The organism is Streptococcus oralis ATCC 49296 (assembly GCF_000185265.1).
In the GTDB taxonomy this organism is placed as follows: domain Bacteria; phylum Bacillota; class Bacilli; order Lactobacillales; family Streptococcaceae; genus Streptococcus; species Streptococcus oralis_BC.
Genome location: NZ_GL622183.1, coordinates 1,813,929 through 1,839,021, shown reverse-complemented (window position 1 = coordinate 1,839,021; position 25,093 = coordinate 1,813,929). Strand labels below are relative to the sequence as shown.

The window sequence follows — 25,093 nt, the reverse complement described above, 5'->3', positions numbered from 1 at the left end:
AGGGAAACATTCCCTTGATTTTTTTATAGATAACGTTCTGCGATAGCTGCGTCTCCGGGATAGTCTTCTTTCTTTCCTTGGACGATCTGGTAGCAATCAGCTCCCTTACCAGCAATAATCACGGCATCGAGTTCTTGATTTGTGATGGCCATCGCTGCCTTGATGGCTTCTTCACGATCGGCAATCTTTTCAACAGGATGACTGATATAGCTGCTGATTTCTTCAGCAATGGCCATTGGATCTTCATAGTTGGGGTCATCAGCAGTCAGAAAGACTTGAATCTCAGGATGTTGATTGAGAAGGAGTCCAAAGTCTTTGCGACGACTTTCACCCTTGTTTCCAGTCGAACCGAGAACCAGAGCAATCTTTCCAGTTTGATGAGTTTCAACAACAGAAATCAGTTTTTTCAGACTATCACCATTGTGGGCATAGTCGATGAAGACCTTGGCTCCATTTTTCTGAGTGAGAACTTCCATACGTCCAGGAACGCGGGTTGCAGCGATCCCTTTTTTGATGTCCTCTAGACTGGCACCTAGACGAAGACAGGCAAGTCCTGCAGCAACTGCATTTTCTTGGTTAAAGTGGCCGATGAGTTGGATATCATAATCACCAGCGAGTTTACCTGTAGCTGAAAAGCTAAAGGCTTTGGAGTTCTCGATTTGGTTACTTGACTGGCTACCATAGAAGTCATGTTCTTGATCTTCCACTTGTTCTTTCAATACAGAAAAGTGGTCCATGTCGCTATTAATGACAACTGCTCGGCTATTTTTCATCAAGAGACGTTTGTGGTAGAAGTAGTCTTCAAAGCTAGGATGCTCAATCGGACCGATATGGTCAGGAGTGATGTTAAGAAAGACACCTACATCAAAGGTCAGGCCATAGACTCGATGAACAAGATAGGCTTGGCTAGAGACTTCCATTACAAGATGGGTTCTTCCATTCTTAACAGCCTGAGCCATCATGTCGAAAAGATCGATATTTTCAGGTGTTGAGAAGGAAGATTTAAAGAAGGTCTCGCCATCCAGAGTTGTGTTCATAGTTGACAAGAGAGCTGTTGGGTAGCGTTGAGATAGGATGTGGTAAGCAAAGTACGCTGCTGTTGTCTTTCCTTTTGTCCCTGTAAAAGCGAGAATTTTAAGTTTTTCTTGTGGATTTCCATAAAATTCCATAGCGATCAAACTCATGGCTTTTTTGATATCGTTCACAATGATGACGGGGATACCGACTTCGTAGTCCTTTTCTGCGACATACCAAGCTAAGCCTTGACTTATAGCGGATAGGAGGTATTCTTTTTTAAAGGCAGCACCTTTTGCAAAAAAAAGAGTCCCTTCTTTTACTTTTCTGCTGTCATAACTGATGTTATCAAAAAAAACATCACTGTAGTTGTAGTGGTAATGTCCTTGGTCAATAATCTCGCGAAAAAGGCCATCCTTCTTTAAAATATCTAATACGGTTTCAATCTTAATCATACTTTCTATTATAAACTTCAAGTCTGAATTTTACAAGTAACAAGGAAAAGTTTATAATGGAAGATAAGGAACTTTTCCTAGTTATCAAAATTGAATGAGGAAGCTATGTCTAACGAAAACAATCACCAGCAAGCCCAGATGTTGCGAGGGACTGCTTGGCTAACAGCTAGTAACTTTATTAGTCGCCTCCTTGGTGCTATCTACATTATTCCCTGGTATATCTGGATGGGAACCTATGCTGCTAAGGCAAACGGACTCTTTACCATGGGCTACAATATTTACGCCTGGTTCTTGCTGATTTCGACAGCGGGTATCCCAGTTGCGGTCGCCAAACAAGTGGCTAAGTACAATACCATGCGAGAAGAAGAGCATAGCTTTGCCTTGATTCGGAGTTTCCTAAGCTTTATGACAGGCTTGGGCTTAGTCTTTGCTTTGGTCTTGTATCTCTTTTCTCCCTGGTTAGCAGACTTGTCAGGTGTGGGGAAAGACCTGATTCCCATCATGCAGAGCTTGGCTTGGGCGGTCTTGATTTTCCCATCTATGAGTGTCATCCGAGGATTCTTCCAAGGGATGAATAACCTGAAACCCTACGCCATGAGCCAAATCGCCGAGCAGGTAATTCGTGTTATCTGGATGTTGTTGGCGACCTTCTTCATTATGAAGATGGGGTCTGGTGACTACTTATCAGCAGTTACTCAATCGACCTTTGCTGCCTTTGTGGGGATGGTGGCAAGTTTTGCAGTTTTGATTTATTTCCTTGCCCAAGAAGGTTTGCTTAAAAGAGTCTTTGAAACACGGGATAAAATCAATAGTAAGCGACTCTTAGTCGATACGATCAAGGAAGCCATTCCCTTTATCCTGACAGGATCAGCCATCCAGCTCTTCCAGATTTTAGACCAAATGACCTTTATCAATAGTATGAAGTGGTTTACCAACTACAGTAATGAAGACTTGGTTGTCATGTTTTCTTATTTCTCTGCCAATCCTAATAAAATTACTATGATTTTGATCTCTGTAGGAGTTTCCATTGGGAGTGTCGGTTTGCCGCTGTTGACGGAAAACTATGTAAAAGGCGACTTGCAGGCGGCGGCTCGCCTAGTCCAAGATAGTCTCACCATGCTCTTCTTATTCTTGCTACCAGCAACGGTTGGAGTGGTCATGGTAGGGGAGCCTCTTTATACAGTCTTCTACGGTAAGCCAGATAGTCTGGCCATGGGCTTGTTTGTCTTTGCAGTTTTGCAGTCTACTATCCTAGGCTTGTATATGGTCTTGTCTCCTATGCTTCAGGCCATGTTCCGAAACCGCAAGGCAGTTCTTTACTTTATCTATGGTTCCATTGCTAAGATCGTCTTGCAATTGCCAACCATTGCCATTTTCCACAGCTATGGTCCTTTGCTTTCAACGACTATCGGCTTGATTATTCCAAATGTCTTGATGTACCGAGATATCTGCCAGGTAACGGGTGCTCGTCGAAAGATAATCTTGAAGAGAACCATTTTGATTACCATCTTGACCCTTGTCATGTTTATCCTAGTTGGCTTCTTGCAGTGGCTACTCGGTTTTGTTTTCCAACCAAGTGGACGTTTCTGGAGTTTCCTTTATGTGGCTCTCATCGGAGGGCTTGGAGGAGGCCTTTATGGTTTGATGAGCCTACGGACAAGACTCTTAGACAAGATAATCGGCAAAGCTCAAGCAGACCGACTACGTACACGATTGAAAATATCGTAAAAAGATTTATAAATAAAAGTAATGAATTTAACCTTTCTTTAACAGAAAGGTTTTTATACTACATTTTTCTTAAAAAAAGAGAACTTTTTCTAAAATCAAGAGCAAAAAATATGCTTTTTTAAGTTTTTCTTTAGAAATTACTTGACTAAATAAAACCAAAGCTGTATAATAAGACAAAACTTTTAAATAGGAGGTTCTGGAAATGAAAAAGTCTAAGGCCAAGTATCTGACACTTGCAAGTGTCGTGTTAAGCGCAGGTATCTTACTGAGCGCATGTGGAAATTCAAGTAGCGCTACTAAAACATATAACTATGTTTATTCGAACGATCCATCTAGTTTGAACTATCTTGCAGAAAACCGTGCAACAACCAATGACATCGTGACCAATTTGGTGGATGGGTTGATGGAAAATGACCAATACGGTAACTATGTTCCATCATTGGCAGAGGATTGGACTGTTTCTCAGGACGGTTTGACCTATACTTACAAATTGCGTAAGGATGCAAAATGGTATACTTATGAGGGTGAAGAATACGCCCCTGTAACGGCCCAAGACTTTGTGACAGGTTTGAAATATGCTGCTGATAAAAAATCCGAAGCCTTGTACCTTGTTCAAGACTCTGTAGCAGGTTTGGATGACTATATCAATGGGAAAACAACTGACTTTTCAACTGTCGGTGTTAAGGCAATTGACGACCAAACAGTTCAGTATACTTTGACACGTCCAGAACCTTATTGGAATTCTAAAACAACTTCAACCATTCTCTTCCCTGTCAATGAAGACTTCCTAAAATCAAAAGGAGATGATTTTGGTAAGGTAGATCCTTCTAGCATTTTGTATAGTGGACCTTTCTTGATGAAATCGTTTGTTTCAAAATCTGTTATCGAATACAAGAAAAATCCAAATTACTGGGATGAAAAAAATGTCTTTGTGGACGATGTGAAATTGACTTACTATGATGGTAGTGACCAAGATGCCCTAGCTCGTAACTTCGTAGAAGGAGTATACAGCTACGCGCTTCTCTATCCAAATAGCTCAAGCTTTGAAGGTATTAAAGAGAAGAACAAGGATAACATCATCTATAGTATGCAAAACGCAACTTCTTATTACTTGAACTTCAACTTGGACAGAAAGTCTTATAACTTCACGTCTAAATCTTCAGATATCGAAAAGAAATCAACCCAAGAAGCCGTTCTGAATAAAAACTTCCGTCAAGCCTTCAACTATGCTTATAACCGTACAGCCTATGGAGCACAATCTCAAGGGGAGGACGGAGCAACGAAGATTATTCGTAATTTGGTTGTACCTCCAACATTTGTAAGTATCAACGGAAAAGACTTTGGCGATGTTGTTTCAGAAAAGATGGTCAACTATGGCCAAGAATGGCAAGGAATCAACTTTGCAGATGCGCAAGATCCATACTACAATCCTGATAAAGCTAAAGCTAAATTTGCAGAAGCTAAGAAAGAATTGGAAGCTAAGGGTGTGCAATTCCCAATCCACTTGGATGTATCTGTTGACCAATCAGCTAAAAAAGGTGTACTTGAAGCAAGTTCTTTGAAACAATCCATCGAATCTGTTCTAGGAGCTGAGAATGTGGTTATCGATATCCAACAGCTATCAACAGATGACTTTGACAACTCTAGCTACCTAGCTCAAACTGCAGCTCAAAAAGACTTTGATATCTATAATGGCGGTTGGAGTGCGGACTACTTGGATCCATCAAGCTATCTAGATATCCTAAATGTCAATAACGGTGGTATGTTGCAAAACATTGGTCTAGAACCAGGTGAGGTCAATGACAAGGCTAAGGCAGTTGGTCTGGATACTTACACTCAAATGCTAGAAGAAGCGAACAAGGAGCAAGAACCAGCAAAACGTTATGAAAAATATGCTGAAATTCAAGCTTGGCTCGTTGATAGCGCCCTTGCAATTCCAAACGTTTCTCAGGGTGGAACACCGACCTTAAGAAAGACAGTTCCATTCTCATCGCCATTCTCACAAGCTGGAAATAAGGGTGTCGAATCATACAAGTATCTCAAGTTACAAGATAAGACTGTAACGGCTGATGAGTATGAAAAAGCTAAAGAAAAATGGCTGAAAGAAAAAGAAGAATCAAATAAAAAAGCCCAAGAAGAACTGGCAAAACACGTTAAATAACCAGTCTATTCAACAGGAAAAACGATAGTTTCTCAAGGAACTATCGTTTTTATATAGTTTGAAACTATAACTAGCTCTTGAAAACAAGAAAATGAGTTAGTGAAAATAAGTGGTACAATAGTTACTATAGATTTGGAGGTATTGTATGAGCAAAGAACTACACATCAACACAATTTTGGCCCAGGCTGGGATCAAGTCAGATGAGGCTACAGGTGCCTTGGTAACACCGCTTCATTTTTCAACCACTTATCAGCATCCAGAGTTCGGTCAGTCTACGGGATTTGACTATACTCGTACCAAAAACCCAACTCGCAGTAAGGCGGAGGAAGTCTTGGCGGCAATCGAATCAGCTGATTATGCCTTAGCGACAAGCTCAGGTATGGCTGCGATTGTACTGGCCTTTAGTGTTTTTCCAGTGGGAAGTAAAGTCTTGGCTGTGCGTGATCTGTATGGGGGTTCTTTCCGTTGGTTCAACCAAGTCGAGCAGGAAGGCCGTTTCCATTTTACCTATGCCAATACAGAAGAAGAGCTGATTGCTGAGTTAGAGAAAGATGTGGATGTTCTCTATATTGAAACTCCAACTAATCCCTTGATGTTGGAATTTGATATTGCCAAACTAGCCAAACTAGCTCATGCCAAGGGTTCCAAGGTAGTGGTAGACAATACCTTCTACAGTCCGATTTATCAACGTCCGATTGAAGACGGTGCGGATATCGTTCTTCATTCTGCCACCAAGTACTTAGCAGGGCACAATGATGTCTTAGCTGGGGTGGTTGTGACTAATAGTTTAGAACTATATGAGCAACTGTTCTACAATTTGAATACGACAGGTGCGGTCTTATCACCATTTGATAGTTATCAGTTGATTCGTGGTCTGAAAACTCTACCTCTTCGTATGGAGCGTTCTACAGCCAATGCCCAAGAAGTGGTTGCTTTTTTGAAGGATTCACCTGCTGTCAAGGAAGTGCTCTATACTGGACGTGGGGGGATGATTTCCTTTAAAGTAGTGGATGAAAAACGTATTCCTCATATTTTGAATAGTCTCAAGGTCTTTTCATTTGCGGAAAGTTTGGGTGGGGTAGAGAGTCTGATCACCTATCCGACAACTCAAACCCATGCGGATATTCCAGCAGAAGTGCGCCATTCCTATGGCTTAACAGATGACCTCTTGCGTTTATCCATTGGGATTGAGGATGCTAGAGATTTGATTGCGGACTTGCGCCAAGCTTTGGAAGGATAAGATAGATATGGGAAAATATGATTTTACAAGCCTGCCCAATCGTTTGGGACACCATACTTATAAATGGAAAGAAGCGGAAGCTGATCGAGAAGTTCTACCAGCCTGGATAGCAGATATGGACTTTGTGGTTTTGCCTGAGGTTCGACAAGCTGTACAAGCCTACGCAGATCAGTTGGTCTATGGCTATACCTATGCCAGTGATGCTTTGATTCAGTCGGTTCAGGACTGGGAAGCTACACAACACGGCTATCACTTTGACAAGGATGCCCTCGTCTTTATAGAGGGAGTGGTACCAGCTATTTCAACAGCCATTCAAGCCTTTACAAAAGAAGGAGAGGCTGTTCTGATTAACACACCGGTCTATCCACCTTTTGCCCGCAGTGTCAAACTGAACAATCGCAGATTGATTACCAATTCTTTGGTGGAAAAGGATGGGCTGTTTGAGATTGACTTTGACCAGTTGGAGAAGGAATTGGTGGAAGAGGATGTGAAGCTTTATATCCTTTGCAATCCCCACAATCCTGGTGGACGTGTTTGGGAAAAGGAAGTGTTAGAAAAGATTGGGCATCTCTGCCAAAAACATGGTGTTTTGTTGGTTTCAGATGAGATTCACCAAGATTTGGCCCTCTTTGGTCATAAACACCAGTCTTTTAACACCATTGATCCCGCCTTTAAAGACTTTGCCCTTATCTTGAGTAGTGCCACTAAAACATTTAATATTGCTGGGACCAAGAATTCCTATGCAGTTATTGAAAATCCAAAGCTTCGTGTGGCTTTCCAAAAACGCCAGTTGGCCAATAACCAACATGAAATCTCAGGCTTGGGGTATTTGGCGACAGAAGCTGCCTACCGTTATGGTAAGGACTGGTTAGGAGACTTAAAAGAAGTCATCGAGGACCACATTAACTATGTAGTGGATTTTTTGGGCAACGAAACCAAGATTAAGGTCATGAAACCGCAAGGTACCTACTTGATCTGGCTTGATTTTTCAGCCTATGACCTAACGGATGACCGCTTGCAAGAGCTTTTGAAGAATGAAGCCAAGGTTATCTTGAATCGAGGTTTGGACTTTGGAGAGGAGGGAACTCTTCATGCCCGCCTCAATGTGGCTATGCCGAAGTCCGTACTGGAAGAGGTTTGCCAACGCATCGTGACCACTTTTGCTACACTTTAAAAATCGAGCCTTCTAGGAGGAAAGTCTTCCTAGAAGGCTATTTTCGTAGGGGAAAATGTGGTATAATAAAAAGATAAGATAAAGGGGTAACTATGGCTAAATTGATTCCGGGAAAGTTGCGCATGGAGGGGGTTACACTCTATGAAACAGGCAACATTGAGATTATCAAGGAAAAAGGGAATCGCCTCTATACTCGTGTGGCGGGAGAAGACTTGCGCTACAGTTTAGAGGATGATCTGGTTTTTTGTGCTTGCGATTTTTTCCAAAAAAGAGGTTACTGTGTTCACCTCGCAGCGCTCGAGCATTATCTGAAGAATGATGAAGAAGGCCAGGTGATTTTACAAGCCTTAGAAAAAGGACATGAAGAGCAAGAAGAGGTCGAAACCAAGGTTAGTTTTGGCGGTAGTTTTTTGGAGCGGATCCAACCTAAGAAGCGAGAAAAAATCTACACTTTGTCGGCTCAAGGTCAGGTGGAAGCTGGGACCAATCGTCTCCTTTGGACACTCCGAATCGGTTTAGTTGATAGTCTAAAATATTATGTCATTCGTGACATCCCTCTCTTTTTGAAGGTCTTGGTCCATCGAAAGCCATATATGATTGGGAAGCACTATGAAAATGACTTGTCTTGGGATGCTTTTGATACAGCTAGTCAAGAAGTTCTTACTTTTTTATGTGGCTTGATTGAGGAGGGACTGAGTCAAGAGCTCTTTTTCCCCAATCAAGGTCGTCACCTCTTTTTCCCTCTGACCTTTTTTGAGCAGGGAGTGGAGTTGCTGATGAACTTGGAGGATTTTCATTTTGAGCACCAGATTACTAGTTATGAAAATCTTCTTTTTCATGATTTAGATCCCGATGCAGAACTGTTCTCTTTTTCAGTGCAGGAGTATCCCGATTATTTTGAGATGGAGATTTCTGAAAGTGAGCGAATCAACGTATTCTATGGGGGAGCGGTTCTCTTTCGTAAGGGGAATCTTTATCTCTTAAATCCTAAACAAATCAGCCTCCTAAAGGAAATCAAGGAGCTTCCTCAGGAGGAAAGAGGGAGAAAATGCCTCCAGTTTGACAACAGTGATCGTGACCGTCTGGCTGCCTGTCTGCCTTTGTTTGGACAGCTGGGCACAGTTTCTGCTCCTGAGCGCTTGCAAATCAGACCCTTTTCACCAATCTTTTACTTTGATAGGGAGGATGACGGCCGCATCCGCTTGAATATCCAGTTTGACTATGGAGATGTTAAGGTAACTAGTCGTCAACAGCTGGAACAATTACCATTTTCAAGCGATGCCGTCTTGGAAAATCAGCTATTTCAAGTCTGTTTAGGGGCTGGTTTTGAGGCTGATTTTCAGTCTTGGAGACAGGCTTTGAAGCCAGAAGTGGTTTATTCTTTCTTTTACCATACGATTCCAGCTTTTGAGAAGTTGGGTCAGGTTTTCTTGTCTGATGAGATGAATCAGCTCTACAGCGTCCAAGCTCCTCAGGTTCAGATTGAGTCCAAGGGAGGATTATTGGAAATCCAATTTGATTTCCAAGGGATTGCCCAAGAAGAGATTGACCAAGCTCTTAAAGCCCTGACCAGCAATCAGGATTTCTATATCAGTTCTTCTGACCAAGTGTACTTTTTTGATGAGGAAACCAAGCAGATTCGTCAAAATTTGCAGGAACTGGGGGTTGAGCTAAAAGATGGTTCTTTTCAGGCGCGAAAATCTCTGGCTTATAGCCTTTCTCAGCTTTTTGAAGGTCGAGATAGGATCTCCTTCTCAGAGGAATTTCAGCATTTAGCTCATGATTTGACCCATCCAGAGGATTTTCCTTTGGGAGATATACAGGTTCAGGCGAGTTTGAGAGACTATCAGGAAAAGGGTGTTCGTTGGCTCCAGATGCTTCATCACTATGGTTTTGGTGGCATCCTGGCAGATGATATGGGATTGGGAAAAACATTGCAAACTATCGCTTTTTTGACGAGTCAGGTGACCGAAGATAGTCGGATCTTGATTTTGGCTCCGTCAGGTTTAATCTACAACTGGGCAGATGAATTCAGGAAATTTGCCCCACAGTTGGATTTGGCTGTCGTTCATGGTTTGAAAGCGAATCGAGAAGCGATTCTTTCTGAAAATCACCAAATCTATGTGACTAGCTATGCAACCTTTCGTCAAGACAGCGAGCTTTATCAAGAGATGGCTTTTGATTTTCTCTTCTTAGATGAAGCTCAGGTCATGAAAAATGCTCAGACCAAGATTGCTCAGAGTTTGCGCCAGTTTGTGGTGCCGGCAGTCTTTGCTTTGTCAGGTACGCCCATCGAAAACCATTTAGGAGAGTTGTGGTCTATCTTTCAAATTGTGCTTCCGGGGCTCTTGCCAAGTAAAAAGGAGTTTATGAAATTACCGGCTGACCGAGTCGCGCAGTTTATCAAGCCCTTTGTCATGAGGCGTAAGAAAGAAGAAGTTCTTACAGAACTGCCTGACCTGATCGAAGTCGTCTATAAAAATGAACTGGAAGATCAGCAGAAGGTTATCTACCTAGCCCAGTTGCAACAGATGCGAGACCGCCTAGCGCAAGTGACCGATCAAGAATTCCAAAGAAGTCGGGTAGAAATCTTATCTGGACTCATGCGATTGCGCCAGATCTGCGATACGCCAGCTCTCTTTATGGATGATTTTCAGGGTGCCAGCGGTAAACTCGATAGTCTCCGAGATTTATTGCTACAAGTGGCAGATGGTGGCCATCGGGTCTTGATTTTCTCACAATTCAAAGGAATGTTGGAAAAAATCGAGCAAGAACTCCCAGACTTGGGCTTGACCTCCTTCAAAATCACAGGTTCAACTCCTGCTCATGACAGACAGGAGATGACCAAGGCCTTTAACCAAGGGGAAAGAGATGCCTTTCTCATCTCCCTTAAGGCGGGTGGTGTTGGTCTCAATCTAACGGGAGCTGATACGGTTATTTTAGTTGACCTTTGGTGGAATCCCGCTGTCGAAGCCCAGGCTATCGGAAGAGCCCACCGAATGGGGCAGGAGCAGATGGTCGAGGTCTATCGTTTGATTACCAAAGGAACCATTGAAGAAAAAATCCAAGAACTTCAAGAACAAAAGAAACATTTGGTTTCCCAAGTTTTAGATGGTACGGAGTCGCGTGCGAGTCTCAGTCTGGCAGAAATTCGTGAAATTTTGGGAATTTCTGAAGCCAGCACTTGAAAAATCAAGACAATACGCTATAATGAAGTGTTGAAAGGAAATACAAAATGAAACAGGATAGATTTCCATTGGTGTCAGATGATGAGATCATGCTGACCAAAATGCCAGTCATGGACTTATACGATGAGTCAGACTTTATTAGCAATATCAAAGGTGATTACCGCGATAAGAACTATTTGGAATGGTCTCCTATCAATGAGGAAGAAACCGTAGTTTCTCCAGTGATTAACAAGGAGTCAAAGCCAAGTCCAGAACCTAAAAAAGTTGAAAAGACTTATGCAGAGTTGGCTCGAGAAGAGGCGCGTGCGGACTTGAAGAAGAAACGTTCAGCCAAGTATTTGACTCAGGATGTTAGTCATACCAGACGACACAATGGTTCAACACTTGTTCGTCAAGGAAACCAACCAACAGCACCATTTCAAAAGGAAAATCCTGGTGAGTTTGCCAAATTTAGCAAAAACTTGAGCCAGTCTCACTATATCTTAGCTGAGGAGGTTGGCCAAGTGGCGAATCCAACTCCGAAAAACCAAACGGAAAAAGCTAAAAAGAACAACTACGATTTTCTAAAGAAGAGTCAAATCTATAATAAAAAGAATAAGCAAACAGAACAGGAACGTCAGGTTGCCCAAGAGTTGAATCTGACAAGAATTACTGAGTAGGGGAGAAAAGCATGTCAAAAGCATATCATTTTATTGGAATCAAGGGATCAGGGATGAGTGCCCTAGCCTTGATGTTGCACCAAATGGGACACAAGGTTCAAGGTTCAGACGTTGAAAAATACTACTTTACTCAACGTGGTCTAGAGCAGGCAGGGATTGCCATTCTTCCTTTTGATGAAAAGAACCTACAAGGTGATGTGGAGATTATCGCTGGGAATGCCTTCCGTCCAGATAACAACGTTGAAATAGCCTATGCAGATCAAAATGGTATCAGCTACAAACGTTACCACGAATTCCTAGGTAGCTTTATGCGCGACTTTGTCAGCATGGGAGTGGCAGGAGCTCATGGCAAAACTTCAACAACAGGTATGCTGTCTCACGTCTTGTCTCATATCACAGACACCAGCTTCTTGATCGGTGACGGGACAGGTCGTGGTTCAGCCAATGCCAAATATTTTGTCTTTGAATCAGACGAATATGAGCGCCATTTCATGCCTTACCACCCAGAATACTCTATCATCACCAACATTGACTTTGACCATCCAGACTACTTTACAAGTCTAGAGGATGTTTTCAATGCCTTTAACGACTATGCCAAACAAATTACCAAAGGTTTGTTTGTATACGGTGAAGATCCTGAGTTGCGTAAGATCACAGCCAATGCGCCAATCTATTACTATGGATTTGAAGCTGAGGACAATGACTTTGTAGCTAGTGATCTCCTTCGTTCTACGACTGGATCAACATTCACCGTTCACTTCCGTGGTCAAGAATTGGGTCAATTCCACATTCCAACCTTTGGTCGTCACAATATCATGAATGCGACAGCTGTTATCGGATTGCTTTACACAGCAGGTTTTGATTTGAACTTAGTGCGTGAACACTTGAAAACTTTTGCAGGTGTTAAGCGTCGTTTCACTGAGAAAATCGTCAATGATACAGTGATCATTGATGACTTTGCCCACCATCCAACAGAAATCATTGCGACCTTAGATGCAGCTCGTCAAAAATACCCAAGCAAGGAAATCGTGGCAATCTTCCAACCGCATACCTTTACAAGAACCATTGCCTTGTTGGACGAATTTGCACATGCATTGAATCAAGCAGACGCCGTCTACCTAGCGCAAATCTATGGATCAGCTCGTGAGGTGGACCATGGTGATGTCAAAGTAGAAGACTTAGCCAATAAAATTAACAAGAAACACCAGGTTATCACTGTTGAAAATGTTTCTCCACTCCTAGACCATGACAATGCTGTTTATGTCTTTATGGGTGCTGGAGACATCCAAACCTATGAATATTCATTTGAACGTCTCTTGTCTAACTTGACAAGCAACGTCCAATAAGGAAAACAGATGGAAATTCCAATCACTATAAGGCAAGCTACCCTATCAGATCTAGATGAAATGTTGGCGATTGAAGAAGCTAATTTTTCATCAGAAGAGGCAGTGAGTCGACAATCCTTAGAAGAGTGTATCCGCAAGTCTGTGGGTACCTTTCTTGTAGCTAGGGATGAAAATCAGCTGGTGGGCTATATTTTAGGAGAAGTTCAGTCTCATCCCAAATGGATAGAAATAAAATCATTGACTATTCATCCTGACCATTGGGGACAGGGACTGGGAACTCTTCTTCTTGCAGCCTTGAAACAGGTGACAGTCGAACTAAATCACCAAGGTATTCTTTTGCAGAGTCCTGATGAACTACTATCATATTTTGAAATGAATGGCTTTGTTGAAGAAGAAATTACAGAAAGTCATTATGGCAGTGGTTCTGAATGGTATCTGATTTGGGCAAATCCCTTTTATCAGGAGGAAAAATGAAAATCAGACAAGCAAGATTTTCGGATTTAGATCGGATTATAGAGATAGAGCTAGAGAATTTTTCCCTTGAAGAAGCCATTCCTCGTTCGGTCTTTGAAGCGCATTTGCAGGAGATTCAGACCAGTTTTCTGGTAGCTGAAAAAGGGGGGCATATTCTTGGTTATATCGAAGGTCCAGTCGTCCCGCACCGCCATCTCCAAGATCAGTCCTTTACAGAAGAAATAAAAGACTATAGCCATCAACCTGGAGGTTATATTTCTGTGACTTGCCTATCTATTGCCAAGGAAGCACAAGCTTTGGGAGTGGGGAAAAGACTATTAAAGGCTCTGAAAGAAGTCGCTTTAGAACATGAACGAGAGGGCATTAACTTGACATGTCATGACTACCTTATCGCCTATTATGAAAAACATGGCTTTGTTAATGAAGGAATATCTCAGTCAAGCTTTGCTGGGGAAACATGGTATGATATGGTCTGGCAGCCTGAAAATAAAGAAAACTAGCTAGGGAATGCCCTAGTTGGTTGCTTTTCTGCAACTTTTAAGATATAATATTAGGGATTGTCAACAAGGAGGTAATGCTTTTGACTGAAAAATCAAGAGAAGAAGAAAAATTAAGCTTTAAAGAGCAGATTCTACGTGATTTAGAAAGAGTAAAAGAACAAGATAGAAGAGAGAAAGAAGTAGAGATTCCAAATCTGACGGCTTCATCATCTCCAGCTAGTTCAGCAACTCCTTCAGATCTTGAACCAGAAACATCAACAGAAGAGTTGATGGCTGATTCCCTGTCTGTTGTCGATAAAATTCTAAAGAATGCACCAAGTGTTCCTCCACTTTCAAGTGCTAGAACTGATGAAACGGATGACCAAGAAGAGAAAGAGATTAGACAGCCAATCATTGATAAAATTGAAGTTGTAGAATCTGAAGAACCTCTAGTAGAGCCGATTCATCTGGCTGAAGAACCTGTAGTGGAACCCGTTCAACCTAAGGTAGAACCAGTTGAGCTTAAACCTGAAGAAAAAGAATTTAACGATACTCCGACTAAGGTAGCCGTAACCTATAAAACAGAAGATAAGAAAGAGGAAATCACCCCAGGAATGCCTGAAAGAGTAGAGCCTGTTTCTACAGAATCTAGCAGTGGATTAGCTGATGCTCCACGTCGTAGTCGTCGTCAAGGTGCAACATCAACTAAGAAAAAGAAAAAATCAAAAGCTAAAGGTTGCCTAGTAACAGTTCTAGTTCTCCTAGTACTCGTTGCAGTTGGTGGTTACTTTGGTTATGGTTACGTTCAAGATTCTTTGAAACCTGTTGATGCGAGCTCTAAGGATTACGTAACGGTTCAAATCCCAGACGGAGCAAACGTTCAAGAAATTGGAAGCACCTTGGAAAAATCTGGTTTGGTTAAACATGGACTTATCTTTAGCCTTTATGCTAAATACTATAGTCATGCCAACTTGAAGTCAGGTTATTACAACTTGAAGAAGAGTATGAGTACGGATGAGTTGATTCAAGAATTGGAAAAAGGTGGGACTCCTGAAGCTCAGGCACCTGTTCTTGCAAACTTGACAATTCCAGAAGGCTATACATTAGAGCAAATCGCTCAAACAGTAGGACAACTTCAAGGTGAATTTAAAGAACCTCTTACTGCGGATGCTTTCTTGGCAAAAGCTCAAGATGAGACCTTTATCTCACAATTAGTAGCCAAGTATCCAAACCTACTTGGAAGTCTTCCAACAAAAGACAGTGGCGTTCGTTATCGTCTTGAAGGCTACCTTTTCCCAGCGACCTATACGATCAAAGACAGTACAACTGTTGAAAGTTTGATTGATGAGATGGTGGCTGCTATGGATAAGGCTATGTCACCATATTACGCTACGATCAAAGAAAAGAATCTGACAGTTAATGAATTGCTCAGCATTGCTTCTCTTGTCGAAAAAGAAGGAGCTAAGACCGAAGACCGCAAGAAAATCGCAGGTGTCTTCTATAACCGCTTGAATGCCGGTATGCCACTTCAAAGTAATATCGCTATCCTATATGCTCAAGGAAAACTTGGTCAAAAGATTAGTTTAGCAGATGACGCTGGAATTGATACAACGATTGATTCACCATACAATGTTTACACACACCTTGGCCTCATGCCTGGACCGGTTGATAGCCCAAGTTCGGATGCGATTGAAGCAAGTGTAAATCAGACAAAGAGTGAGTACTTGTACTTTGTAGCAAATGTTGAAGACGGTAAAGTATACTTTGCGACAACAAAAGAAGAACATGATCAAAACGTTGCAGAGCATATCAATAGCAAGTTACCTCAAGCAAGTAGTTCAAACTAAAATTATGTGGTTTTCCACATAATTTTGTTTTAAAAAAGTAAATAGAAAAGAAAGTTAAAAAAATGGCAGAAAAAACTTACCCAATGACCCTTGAAGAAAAGGAAAAACTAGAAAAAGAATTAGAGGAGTTGAAACTCGTTCGACGCCCTGAAGTCGTAGAGCGTATCAAGATTGCTCGTTCCTATGGAGACCTTTCAGAAAATAGTGAGTATGAAGCAGCGAAAGATGAACAAGCTTTTGTTGAAGGTCAAATTTCAAGTCTAGAAACAAAGATTCGCTATGCTGAAATTGTTAATAGCGATGCAGTTGCCCAAGATGAGGTAGCAATCGGTAAAACAGTTACAATCCAAGAAGTCGGTGAAGACGAAGAAGAGGTCTACATCATCGTCGGTTCTGCAGGTGCAGATGCTTTTGCTGGTAAAGTATCAAATGAAAGTCCGATTGGCCGTGCTTTGATTGGCAAGAAGACTGGCGATACTGCAACGATTGAAACACCAGTTGGTAGCTATGATGTCAAAATCTTAAAGGTTGAGAAAACAGCCTAAATAGGATGAAAAAGGAGTAGTGAAGGTTTTGCCTTGCTCAACTCCTTTTTGGTTTTTTGGATAAAAAGGAGACTATATGAGTGAAAATAAGAAGAAAAACAAAATGGAGCGTGGTTTAACCAATCGCCATGTGCAGGTGATGGCTATTGCGGGAACAATCGGAACAGGACTTTTCCTAGGTGCTGGTCGCTCTATCAGCCTTACAGGACCTTCTATCATCCTGATTTACATGATTACAGGAGCCTTTATGTTTTTGATGATGAGGGCTGTTGGGGAGATGCTGTATCAGGATCCAGAACAACATACCTTTATCAACTTTATCACCCGTCATTTGGGGAAAGGCTGGGGATATTTCTCAGTTTGGTCTTATTGGCTGTCAGTTGTCTTTATCGGTATGGCAGAAATCACTGCCATCTCAGACTATGTCCGCTTCTGGTTTCCCACATGGCCTAGCTGGATGATTCAGCTTGTCTTTTTAACGATTTTGGCTTTGGTCAACCTGATTGCAGTTAAGCTTTTTGGAGAAGTCGAGTTTTGGTTTGCTATGGTCAAGATTGTGGCGATTTTAGCCATGATTGCCACTGGGATTTTTATGGTTTTGACAGGCTTTAAGACACCGCATGGTGTTGCAAGTTTGGCAAATATCAGCGACCAGTTCTCTCTTTTTCCAAACGGAGTTATGAACTTTGTCATGGCCTTTCAAATGGTATTTTTTGCCTATCTGATGATTGAGTTTATCGGGGTGACAACTTCTGAAACAAAGAACCCTCGTCAGGTCTTACCTAAAGCTGTTAAGGAAATTCCTCTCAGAATTATCTTCTTCTATGGGGGAGCTCTCATTGCGATTATGGCCATTATTCCTTGGTCTTATCTTAATTCTTCAGATTCTCCATTTGTAACGGTTTTTGAACTGGCAGGGATCAAGTGGGCAGCGGCTCTAATCAACTTTGTTGTCTTGACCTCAGCAGCGTCTGCGCTTAACTCAACTCTCTACTCAACAGGGAGACACTTATATCAGATTGCCCATGATTCGCCAAATCGTTTCTTAAAGGCCATCAAGGTCGATACCCTTTCTCGTCACAATGTTCCACAAAATGCCATCATTGCCTCAGCAATCTTGATTGCTCTCGCTGCCTTTATCAATGTGCTACCAGGTGTTTCAGATGCCTTTGCTTTGATCACCGCATCCTCATCAGGTGTTTACATCGCGATTTATATCTTGATTATGGTGGCCCATCTCAAATACCGCAAGTCACAAGACTTCATGGCTGATGGCTACCTTATGCCTCAGTATCGCTTGCTTAATCCCCTAACCATTCTCTTTTTTGTCTTTGTTTTCGTGACTCTCTTTTTGCAAGAGTCTACCTTCATGGGGGCAGTTGGTTCTGCTATCTGGATCTTTGTTTTTGGGATTTATAGTCAGTGGAAATTTAGAAAATAAATCATGAACTCATCAACTCTGTTTGGTGAGTTTTTGCTAGTTTGACAGTTTATTGAAATATGACTATAATCAAGTTGTAGCAGTTTATTAGGAGGTTTGAATGCACGTTAGATTGGAAAATAAGGAATCGCTTAAAGCGCAAGAAATAGGGGATTTGATTCGTGCTTATAATCGTTCCAAAAGAGAAGAGGTTGAGAGCGAGCCACTGAATCTTTATCTCGAAGACGAAAAGGGCAATCTCATGGCGGGCTTAGTAGCTGAGACTTTCGGAAATTGGCTGGAAATCGAATATTTGTTTGTGAAAGAGGAATTACGGGGACAAGGAATCGGTTCGAAACTATTGCAGCGAGCTGAAAGTGAAGCTAAGAAACGAAACTGTCGTTTTGCTTTTGTCAATACTTACCAGTTTCAAGCGCCAGATTTTTATATAAGCCATGGCTACAAGGAAGTCTTTACCTTGCAAGACTATCCCTACACAGGGCAAAGATTTTATTACCAAAAGGATTTGTGACCTAGACTTCTTTCTTTTGGAGAGGAACTTAGCTAAGTATCAAAAAAGAACGAATACTCTTTATCATGTAAGATGATAGAGAGTTTTTTTGTTAATAAAATATTACAAAATGACATTTATATATTGCATTAAGTTAGATATATGGTATAATGTTTTTAAAAGAGGCGCAACTTTTTAAAATTTTGAAGGAGGACGCTAGTGGCTAAAAATTTAAAATTAAAATTAGCTCGGGTAGAGCGTGATTTAACACAAGGGGATTTGGCAGAAGCTGTGGGTGTTACTAGGCAGACTATAGGCTTGATAGAAGCAGGGAAATATAATCCTAGTCTCTCCCTCTGTCAGTCCATTTGCAGATGCTTAGGAAAAACATTAGATCAATTATTTTGGGAGGAAGAAGATGAAAAATAGATTTTTTTATTATCAATTATTAGACGAAAGAGAAGAACAACTGATTAACAAAGCTGGGACAGAGTCTTTTCATGTGTTTATCGGGCTCATTCTGCTAAGTTATTTGGTGGCAATATTAGCACCTGCTCTTTTTAATCCTGATATTCTTCTGGTTACCCTTTTATTAGGAATTTTATTCTTTTTCAATCGTGCACGACAACTTGGAGTGACCTACTATAGTCGTTTTCATTTTACAATTATAGGGTGTTTGCTGGTAACTCTCGCTATTACGTCTCTCTTGATGTTGCAGAATTATCAATTCAACATAGAAATTTATCAGCACAACCCTTTGAACGTTAAATACTTGTCTGCTTGGGCCATTACTTATCTGATTTACCTTCCTTGGGTTTTTATCGCCAATCTCGGCCTTAAAAGTTATGGCGAATGGGCTCAAAAAAAGTTTGAGCAAGATATGGATGAACTGGAGAGTGGGAATTAGCTTGTTAAGTTTTTATCAATCTTGAAAAAATGTGTTATAATAGTACTAATTTATCGGATGGTGTGAAAGTGGCAGAATACGTTCATGCCTTTGTAAAGTAGGAAGAAGGAAAACAGATGTATCCAGATGATAGTTTAACATTGCACACGGACTTGTACCAGATCAACATGATGCAAGTTTACTTTGACCAAGGAATTCACAATAAAAAGGCGGTCTTTGAAGTTTATTTCCGCCAGCAACCGTTTAATAACGGCTATGCGGTTTTTGCTGGTTTGGAAAGAATTGTACATTATCTTAAAGACTTGCGCTTTTCAGATAGCGATATTGCCTACTTGGAGACGCTTGGGTATCATGGAGAATTCTTGGATTACCTACGAAATCTCAAGTTAGAACTAACGGTTCGTTCTGCTCAGGAAGGGGACTTGGTTTTTGCTAATGAGCCGATTGTGCAGGTTGAAGGACCTCTAGCCCAATGTCAATTGGTCGAAACGGCTCTTTTAAACATCGTTAACTTTCAAACCTTGATAGCGACAAAGGCAGCACGTATTCGTTCAGTCATTGAAGATGAACCCTTGATGGAATTCGGGACACGTCGTGCGCAAGAAATGGATGCAGCTATCTGGGGAACACGCGCAGCCGTGATTGGTGGAGCCAATGGTACTAGTAATGTACGAGCAGGGAAGCTCTTTGGTATTCCTGTCTTAGGTACTCATGCTCATGCCTTGGTACAGGTTTATGGAAACGACTATGAGGCCTTTAAGGCCTATGCGTCAACCCATCGTGATTGTGTCTTTCTAGTAGATACTTATGATACTTTGCGAATCGGTGTGCCAGCTGCCATTCAGGTAGCGCGTGAGTTGGGTGATAAGATCAATTTTAAAGGCGTTCGTATCGACTCAGGGGATATAGCCTATATTTCCAAGAAAGTTCGCCAACAGTTAGATGAGGCTGGATATCCAGATGCCAAAATTTACGCTTCCAATGACCTCGATGAAAATACCATCCTTAACCTCAAAATGCAACACGCCAAGATTGATGTCTGGGGGGTGGGTACCAAGCTGATTACAGCCTATGATCAGCCAGCTCTTGGGGCAGTTTATAAGATTGTGGCTATCGAAGATGAAACTGGTAAGATGCGCAATACCATCAAGCTTTCAAGCAATGCTGAAAAAGTTTCGACCCCAGGTAAGAAGCAGGTATGGCGCATTACTAGTCGTGAAAAAGGCAAGTCAGAAGGTGACTACATCACCTATGACGGTGTGGATGTTGCCAGCATGACAGAAATCAAAATGTTCCATCCAACTTATACCTACATCAAGAAGACCGTTCGAAATTTTGATGCTGTTCCTCTCTTGGTGGACATCTTCAAAGCAGGAACATTAGTTTACAACTTGCCTAGTTTAACAGAAATTCAGGCCTATGCTCGCAAGGAATTTGACAAGCTATGGGATGAGTACAAGCGTGTGCTCAATCCGCAGCACTATCCAGTAGATTTGGCGCGTGATATTTGGCAAGATAAGATGGACTTGATTGATAAGATGCGCAAAGAAGCCCTTGGTGAAGGAGAAGAAGAATGAGTTTGCAAGAGACCATTATCCAGCAACTGGGCGTCAAACCAGTGATTGACGCCCAAGAAGAAATTCGTCGTTCGATTGATTTCTTAAAGAGATACTTGAAAAAACACCCCTTCCTTAAAACATTTGTACTAGGGATTTCTGGAGGACAAGACTCAACCTTAGCAGGGCGTTTGGCGCAATTAGCTATGGAAGAAATGCGAGCTGAGACAGGAGATGACAGCTACCAATTTATCGCTGTCCGCCTGCCATACGGAGTGCAAGCTGATGAAGCAGATGCTCAAAAAGCTCTTGCTTTCATCCAGCCAGATGTCAGTCTAGTTGTAAATATCAAGGAATCAGCTGATGCTATGACAGCTGCAGTCGAAGCGACAGGAAGTCCTGTTTCAGACTTTAACAAGGGAAATATCAAGGCTCGTAGTCGTATGATTGCCCAATATGCCCTTGCGGGTGCCCATAGCGGAGCGGTCATTGGAACAGACCATGCTGCGGAAAATATCACAGGCTTTTTTACTAAGTTTGGTGACGGTGGTGCAGACATTCTCCCTCTTTACCGCCTCAATAAACGTCAAGGGAAACAACTCTTGAAGGAACTTGGTGCAGACCCAGCACTTTATGAAAAAATCCCAACAGCAGACCTAGAAGAAGAAAAACCAGGTATTGCAGACGAAGTCGCACTTGGAGTCACTTACAATGAAATTGATGACTATCTAGAAGGCAAATCAATCAGTCCAGAAGCTCAAGCGACTATTGAAAACTGGTGGCAAAAAGGCCAACACAAACGCCACCTACCAATCACCGTATTTGATGACTTTTGGGAGTAAAAAGGTCCTGTGGACCTTTTTACCCTGAGCCTAGAAATGGGAAAGCGAAGAAGGTCCGGGGGACCTTTTTAGCTTCTTGCCTTGAAACTCGAGAGCAAGAATAACCTCCAGTGGAGGTTTTTACCCTGAGCCTAGAAATGAGAAAGCGAAGAAGGTCCGGGGGACCTTTTTAGCACGAGTCTAGAAACAGGAAAACGAGGCAGATTCGGTAACTCGTAGTGTTCGATTTTCCTTGTCTCACCCCCGCAACGATGACTAGGTTTGAAAAAGCTTGGTAAAGCGCATTTCAAACCAGACAGCGACTGCGTCAAATAACTAGATGAAAAACTTGTTTTCTAGCTGTTATTGAGTATAGTCTTTTTACCCTGAGCCTTAAGCTTAGAAAGCGAGGTAACATTATGCAAGCAATCGGTACACAAATGTTACAGACAGACCGATTAATCTTGAGAAGATTTGTGGAGAGTGATGCGGAAGCCATGTTTCAAAATTGGGCTTCGTCTGCTGAGAATCTAATCTATGTCTCTTGGGATCCTCATCCTGATGTCGAGGTGACTCGGAACTCGATTCGAAATTGGGTTGCATCCTATACTAATCCCAACTATTACAAATGGGCCATTTGTCTCAAAGAGAACCCAGAGCATGTGATAGGAGATATCAGCATCATTGAAATGCACGAGGAAGATTTAAGTTGTGAAATTGGGTATGTTTTAGGAAAAAACTTTTGGGGCCGAGGTATGATGACAGAGGCCTTGAAAGCTGTGTTAGACTTTTGTTTTACTCAAGCAGGCTTTCAAAAGGTCAGAGCTCGCTACGCTAGTCTCAACCCAGCTTCAGGTCGTGTGATGGAAAAAGCGGGAATGTCTTATCTAAAAACCATTGCCAATGGTGTGGAGAGAAAAGACTACGTTGCGGACCTTATTTATTACCAGATAAGCAGGGAAGACAGGTGATTCGCTTTTCTGTTTCTACCAAAGTCAGACCTTGTCTGGCTTTTTTTGTGCCAGATTTCTAAATAAACTGATTAAATTCCTATTTTTGCCTATCATTGTCCCTGTTTTTTCTGGAGTTTTGGGGATATAATAGACCTATCAAATCAAAGAATGGAGGAAGGCAATGGACAATGTAATCTTTTTTATCAGTGTTTTTCTTGCTGGAATTCTTTCCTTCTTTTCTCCTTGTATCTTACCCGTGTTGCCAGTCTATGCAGGGGTTTTACTTGATGACAAAGATGGTGCTCAGGCTTCCAGCGGAAAATTTTCAATCTCAGTTGTTAGTTTATTGCGAACTTTGGCCTTTATAGCGGGGATTTCTTTTATCTTTATCTTACTGGGTTATGGAGCTGGTTTTTTAGGCAATTTGCTTTATACTTCCTGGTTTCAGTATGTGACAGGTGCGATTATCATTCTCTTGGGCTTACACCAGATGGAAGTCCTACATTTGCAGGGCCTCTACAAGGAAAGAAGGCTACAATTAAAGAGACAGGGGCAAAAGGGTAACGGCTATAGTCAAGCATTTTTACTGGGGTTGACCTTTAGTTTTGCTTGGACGCCGTGTGTAGGGCCGGTTTTGGGCTCTGTTTTAGCCTTGGCGGCTTCTGGTGGCTCAGGTGCTTGGCAGGGAGCTGGTCTCATGTTGGTTTACACGCTGGGATTGGCACTACCATTTTTGGTTCTAGCTCTCGCCTCCAGCTATGTTTTGAAACATTTCCGAAAACTCCATCCTTATCTCGGGACCCTCAAAAAAGTGGGTGGTTTCCTCATTATCGTGATGGGAATCTTGGTGCTTTTGGGAAATGCTTCCATTTTGACTACATTATTTGAATAGAGAGGAAAAAGAAATGAAAAAATGGCAAACATGTCTCCTTGGAGTAGGCTCAATCTGTTGCTTGGCAGCCTGTTCGGCTAAAAATATGGCAGACGAGTCTACTATGAAGGAGCAAACCAAAACAGAACAAGTTAGTTCACAAACTGCCACTAAGGGTCAGGAAGTCGCTAATTTTGAACTGACAGGTGTAGATGGCAAGACCTATCGTTTATCTGACTACAAGGGCAAGAAAGTTTATCTCAAATTCTGGGCTTCTTGGTGTTCCATCTGTCTAGCCAGCCTTCCAGATACGGATGAAATCGCTAAAGAAGCTGGTGATGACTATGTAGTTTTGACAGTGGTCTCTCCTGGACACAAAGGTGAACAAGCAGAAGCGGACTTTAAGAATTGGTACAAGGGCTTGGATTATAAAAATTTCCCAGTTCTAATTGATCCATCAGGTAAACTCTTGGAAAGTTATGGTGTCCGTTCTTATCCGACTCAAGCCTTTATAGACAAGGAAGGCAAGCTGGTCAAAACGCAACCAGGTTTTATGGATAAGGAAATGATTTTAAAAGAATTGAAAGAAATGGGGTAGAGAAAGGCTATGAATGATAAAGTAAAACTTTTTGTCTTGGCAGGGGTCATTCTCCTAGCCATAACCGGTTTCTATTTTCTATTGATGCGAAATGCAGGGCAGACAGATAGCTCGCAAATTGAGAAAGCATCCGTTAGCCAAGGAGCAAAAACAGTGAAAAAAACAGAAGTGAGTAAAGACGCAGACTTGCACGAAATTTATCTAGCTGGAGGATGTTTCTGGGGAGTGGAGGAATACTTCTCACGCGTGCCTGGAGTGACAGATGCCGTTTCTGGCTATGCAAACGGTAGAGGGGAAACAACCAAGTACGAATTGATTAACCAAACAGGTCATGCGGAAACCGTCCATGTCACTTACGACGCCAATCAAATTTCCCTCAAGGAGATCCTGCTTCATTACTTCCGCATTATCAATCCAACCAGCAAAAATAAACAAGGAAATGATGTGGGGACCCAGTATCGTACTGGCGTTTATTACACAGATGACAAGGATTTGGAGGTAATCAACCAAGTCTTTGATGAAGTTGCTAAGAAATATGACCAACCTCTGGCAGTTGAAAAGGAAAACTTGAAGAATTTTGTGGTGGCGGAGGATTATCACCAAGACTACCTCAAGAAAAATCCAAATGGCTACTGTCATATCAATGTTAATCAGGCTGCCTACCCTGTCATTGATGCCAGCAAATATCCTAAACCAAGTGACGAGGAATTGAAAAAGACCTTGTCACCTGAGGAGTATGCAGTTACCCAGAAAAATCAAACAGAACGAGCTTTTTCAAACCGCTATTGGGATAAATTTGAATCCGGTATCTATGTGGATGTGGCAACTGGCGAACCCCTCTTTTCATCAAAGGACAAGTTTGAGTCTGGTTGTGGCTGGCCTAGTTTCACCCAACCAATTAGTCCAGATGTTGCTACCTACAAGGAAGATAAGTCCTACAATATGACACGCATGGAAGTGCGGAGCCGAGTTGGAGATTCTCACCTTGGTCATGTTTTTACAGATGGACCTCAGGACAAGGGGGGCTTGCGCTACTGTATCAATAGTCTCTCTATCCGCTTTATTCCCAAAGACCAAATGGCAGAAAAAGGCTACGCTTATTTACTAGATTATGTAGATTAAGAAGTCTTTCCTAAGCAGTTAGAG

General features: G+C 41.9%; 22 protein-coding genes. 21 read left to right on the top strand and 1 reads right to left on the bottom strand.

Annotated features, from left to right (window positions below):
• Nucleotides 1–23: 23 nt before the first annotated feature.
• The gene (locus HMPREF8578_RS11040; protein WP_000590273.1) at nucleotides 24–1,469 is read right to left on the bottom strand and encodes a UDP-N-acetylmuramoyl-L-alanyl-D-glutamate--L-lysine ligase; all 1,446 of its coding nucleotides are present in this window, start codon (nucleotides 1,467–1,469) and stop codon (nucleotides 24–26) included.
• 105 nt (nucleotides 1,470–1,574) lie between these two features.
• Here HMPREF8578_RS11040 and HMPREF8578_RS11035 point away from each other — a divergent pair, with 105 nt between their 5' ends.
• The 21 genes from HMPREF8578_RS11035 (at nucleotide 1,575) to msrB (ending at nucleotide 25,069) form a co-directional block, all read left to right on the top strand.
• The gene (locus tag HMPREF8578_RS11035; RefSeq protein ID WP_000064198.1) at nucleotides 1,575–3,197 is read left to right on the top strand and encodes a putative polysaccharide biosynthesis protein; all 1,623 of its coding nucleotides are present in this window, start codon (nucleotides 1,575–1,577) and stop codon (nucleotides 3,195–3,197) included.
• A gap of 202 nt (nucleotides 3,198–3,399) precedes the next feature.
• Complete coding sequence (locus HMPREF8578_RS11030) at nucleotides 3,400–5,358, top strand: peptide ABC transporter substrate-binding protein (RefSeq protein ID WP_000748542.1); 1,959 nt, start codon at nucleotides 3,400–3,402, stop codon at nucleotides 5,356–5,358.
• Between the two features lie 145 nt (nucleotides 5,359–5,503).
• Nucleotides 5,504–6,598, top strand: coding sequence for a cystathionine gamma-synthase (locus tag HMPREF8578_RS11025; protein ID WP_000031949.1), 1,095 nt, complete (start codon nucleotides 5,504–5,506; stop codon nucleotides 6,596–6,598).
• A 7-nt stretch (nucleotides 6,599–6,605) separates the two neighbouring features.
• On the top strand, nucleotides 6,606–7,772 hold the full coding sequence (locus HMPREF8578_RS11020) for a MalY/PatB family protein (protein WP_000521350.1): 1,167 nt from the start codon (nucleotides 6,606–6,608) through the stop codon (nucleotides 7,770–7,772).
• 92 nt (nucleotides 7,773–7,864) lie between these two features.
• Nucleotides 7,865–10,960: a DEAD/DEAH box helicase gene (locus HMPREF8578_RS11015; protein ID WP_001096262.1), complete on the top strand. Its 3,096-nt coding sequence runs from the start codon at nucleotides 7,865–7,867 to the stop codon at nucleotides 10,958–10,960.
• Between the two features lie 47 nt (nucleotides 10,961–11,007).
• On the top strand, nucleotides 11,008–11,619 hold the full coding sequence (locus HMPREF8578_RS11010) for a hypothetical protein (protein WP_000806744.1): 612 nt from the start codon (nucleotides 11,008–11,010) through the stop codon (nucleotides 11,617–11,619).
• A gap of 11 nt (nucleotides 11,620–11,630) precedes the next feature.
• Entirely contained in the window at nucleotides 11,631–12,965 is a 1,335-nt protein-coding gene (gene murC, locus HMPREF8578_RS11005; protein ID WP_000030828.1) for a UDP-N-acetylmuramate--L-alanine ligase, read from the top strand.
• Nucleotides 12,966–12,974: 9 nt separating this feature from the next.
• A complete protein-coding gene (locus HMPREF8578_RS11000) occupies nucleotides 12,975–13,439 on the top strand; it encodes a GNAT family N-acetyltransferase (RefSeq protein WP_000405306.1) in 465 nt (154 codons plus the stop codon).
• Complete coding sequence (locus tag HMPREF8578_RS10995; RefSeq protein WP_000702419.1) at nucleotides 13,436–13,939, top strand: GNAT family N-acetyltransferase; 504 nt, start codon at nucleotides 13,436–13,438, stop codon at nucleotides 13,937–13,939. Before HMPREF8578_RS11000 ends, HMPREF8578_RS10995 begins: the two co-directional genes overlap by 4 nt.
• 74 nt (nucleotides 13,940–14,013) lie before the next feature.
• Nucleotides 14,014–15,765, top strand: coding sequence for an endolytic transglycosylase MltG (gene mltG / locus HMPREF8578_RS10990; RefSeq protein ID WP_000927558.1), 1,752 nt, complete (start codon nucleotides 14,014–14,016; stop codon nucleotides 15,763–15,765).
• A gap of 62 nt (nucleotides 15,766–15,827) precedes the next feature.
• On the top strand, nucleotides 15,828–16,310 hold the full coding sequence (gene greA / locus HMPREF8578_RS10985) for a transcription elongation factor GreA (protein WP_000818765.1): 483 nt from the start codon (nucleotides 15,828–15,830) through the stop codon (nucleotides 16,308–16,310).
• A gap of 76 nt (nucleotides 16,311–16,386) precedes the next feature.
• Nucleotides 16,387–17,751, top strand: a complete 1,365-nt coding sequence (locus HMPREF8578_RS10980) for an amino acid permease (protein ID WP_001293565.1) — start codon at nucleotides 16,387–16,389, stop codon at nucleotides 17,749–17,751.
• Nucleotides 17,752–17,851: 100 nt separating this feature from the next.
• Entirely contained in the window at nucleotides 17,852–18,262 is a 411-nt protein-coding gene (locus HMPREF8578_RS10975) for a GNAT family N-acetyltransferase (RefSeq protein ID WP_000558479.1), read from the top strand.
• A 198-nt stretch (nucleotides 18,263–18,460) separates the two neighbouring features.
• Nucleotides 18,461–18,670, top strand: a complete 210-nt coding sequence (locus HMPREF8578_RS10970; RefSeq protein WP_001107502.1) for a helix-turn-helix transcriptional regulator — start codon at nucleotides 18,461–18,463, stop codon at nucleotides 18,668–18,670.
• On the top strand, nucleotides 18,660–19,148 hold the full coding sequence (locus HMPREF8578_RS10965) for a DUF6773 family protein (RefSeq protein WP_000797147.1): 489 nt from the start codon (nucleotides 18,660–18,662) through the stop codon (nucleotides 19,146–19,148). Before HMPREF8578_RS10970 ends, HMPREF8578_RS10965 begins: the two co-directional genes overlap by 11 nt.
• A gap of 116 nt (nucleotides 19,149–19,264) precedes the next feature.
• Nucleotides 19,265–20,725 carry a nicotinate phosphoribosyltransferase gene (locus HMPREF8578_RS10960; protein ID WP_000283141.1) on the top strand — a complete coding sequence of 487 codons (1,461 nt, stop codon included), beginning with the start codon at nucleotides 19,265–19,267 and terminating at the stop codon, nucleotides 20,723–20,725.
• A complete protein-coding gene (nadE, locus tag HMPREF8578_RS10955; RefSeq protein ID WP_000058059.1) occupies nucleotides 20,722–21,546 on the top strand; it encodes an ammonia-dependent NAD(+) synthetase in 825 nt (274 codons plus the stop codon). The genes HMPREF8578_RS10960 and nadE overlap by 4 nt, the downstream gene beginning before the upstream one ends.
• A gap of 398 nt (nucleotides 21,547–21,944) precedes the next feature.
• Nucleotides 21,945–22,496, top strand: a complete 552-nt coding sequence (locus HMPREF8578_RS10950; RefSeq protein ID WP_001147907.1) for a GNAT family N-acetyltransferase — start codon at nucleotides 21,945–21,947, stop codon at nucleotides 22,494–22,496.
• Between the two features lie 163 nt (nucleotides 22,497–22,659).
• Nucleotides 22,660–23,370, top strand: coding sequence for a thiol-disulfide oxidoreductase-associated membrane protein CcdA2 (gene ccdA2 / locus HMPREF8578_RS10945; RefSeq protein ID WP_000370911.1), 711 nt, complete (start codon nucleotides 22,660–22,662; stop codon nucleotides 23,368–23,370).
• Between the two features lie 13 nt (nucleotides 23,371–23,383).
• Nucleotides 23,384–23,947 carry a redoxin family protein gene (locus HMPREF8578_RS10940; RefSeq protein ID WP_000759248.1) on the top strand — a complete coding sequence of 188 codons (564 nt, stop codon included), beginning with the start codon at nucleotides 23,384–23,386 and terminating at the stop codon, nucleotides 23,945–23,947.
• A gap of 9 nt (nucleotides 23,948–23,956) precedes the next feature.
• Nucleotides 23,957–25,069, top strand: a complete 1,113-nt coding sequence (gene msrB / locus HMPREF8578_RS10935; protein WP_000998578.1) for a peptide-methionine (R)-S-oxide reductase MsrB — start codon at nucleotides 23,957–23,959, stop codon at nucleotides 25,067–25,069.
• The last annotated feature ends 24 nt before the right edge of the window (nucleotides 25,070–25,093 follow it).

What these genes read in the sequence shown, in the direction of transcription:
- HMPREF8578_RS11040 (WP_000590273.1), bottom strand. Translation starts at nt 1,469, where the DNA reads ATGATTAAGATTGAAACCGTATTAGATATTTTAAAGAAGGATGGCCTT.
- HMPREF8578_RS11035 (WP_000064198.1), top strand. Translation starts at nt 1,575, where the DNA reads ATGTCTAACGAAAACAATCACCAGCAAGCCCAGATGTTGCGAGGGACT.
- HMPREF8578_RS11030 (WP_000748542.1), top strand. Translation starts at nt 3,400, where the DNA reads ATGAAAAAGTCTAAGGCCAAGTATCTGACACTTGCAAGTGTCGTGTTA.
- HMPREF8578_RS11025 (WP_000031949.1), top strand. Translation starts at nt 5,504, where the DNA reads ATGAGCAAAGAACTACACATCAACACAATTTTGGCCCAGGCTGGGATC.
- HMPREF8578_RS11020 (WP_000521350.1), top strand. Translation starts at nt 6,606, where the DNA reads ATGGGAAAATATGATTTTACAAGCCTGCCCAATCGTTTGGGACACCAT.
- HMPREF8578_RS11015 (WP_001096262.1), top strand. Translation starts at nt 7,865, where the DNA reads ATGGCTAAATTGATTCCGGGAAAGTTGCGCATGGAGGGGGTTACACTC.
- HMPREF8578_RS11010 (WP_000806744.1), top strand. Translation starts at nt 11,008, where the DNA reads ATGAAACAGGATAGATTTCCATTGGTGTCAGATGATGAGATCATGCTG.
- murC (WP_000030828.1), top strand. Translation starts at nt 11,631, where the DNA reads ATGTCAAAAGCATATCATTTTATTGGAATCAAGGGATCAGGGATGAGT.
- HMPREF8578_RS11000 (WP_000405306.1), top strand. Translation starts at nt 12,975, where the DNA reads ATGGAAATTCCAATCACTATAAGGCAAGCTACCCTATCAGATCTAGAT.
- HMPREF8578_RS10995 (WP_000702419.1), top strand. Translation starts at nt 13,436, where the DNA reads ATGAAAATCAGACAAGCAAGATTTTCGGATTTAGATCGGATTATAGAG.
- mltG (WP_000927558.1), top strand. Translation starts at nt 14,014, where the DNA reads ATGCTTTTGACTGAAAAATCAAGAGAAGAAGAAAAATTAAGCTTTAAA.
- greA (WP_000818765.1), top strand. Translation starts at nt 15,828, where the DNA reads ATGGCAGAAAAAACTTACCCAATGACCCTTGAAGAAAAGGAAAAACTA.
- HMPREF8578_RS10980 (WP_001293565.1), top strand. Translation starts at nt 16,387, where the DNA reads ATGAGTGAAAATAAGAAGAAAAACAAAATGGAGCGTGGTTTAACCAAT.
- HMPREF8578_RS10975 (WP_000558479.1), top strand. Translation starts at nt 17,852, where the DNA reads ATGCACGTTAGATTGGAAAATAAGGAATCGCTTAAAGCGCAAGAAATA.
- HMPREF8578_RS10965 (WP_000797147.1), top strand. Translation starts at nt 18,660, where the DNA reads ATGAAAAATAGATTTTTTTATTATCAATTATTAGACGAAAGAGAAGAA.
- HMPREF8578_RS10960 (WP_000283141.1), top strand. Translation starts at nt 19,265, where the DNA reads ATGTATCCAGATGATAGTTTAACATTGCACACGGACTTGTACCAGATC.
- nadE (WP_000058059.1), top strand. Translation starts at nt 20,722, where the DNA reads ATGAGTTTGCAAGAGACCATTATCCAGCAACTGGGCGTCAAACCAGTG.
- HMPREF8578_RS10950 (WP_001147907.1), top strand. Translation starts at nt 21,945, where the DNA reads ATGCAAGCAATCGGTACACAAATGTTACAGACAGACCGATTAATCTTG.
- ccdA2 (WP_000370911.1), top strand. Translation starts at nt 22,660, where the DNA reads ATGGACAATGTAATCTTTTTTATCAGTGTTTTTCTTGCTGGAATTCTT.
- HMPREF8578_RS10940 (WP_000759248.1), top strand. Translation starts at nt 23,384, where the DNA reads ATGAAAAAATGGCAAACATGTCTCCTTGGAGTAGGCTCAATCTGTTGC.
- msrB (WP_000998578.1), top strand. Translation starts at nt 23,957, where the DNA reads ATGAATGATAAAGTAAAACTTTTTGTCTTGGCAGGGGTCATTCTCCTA.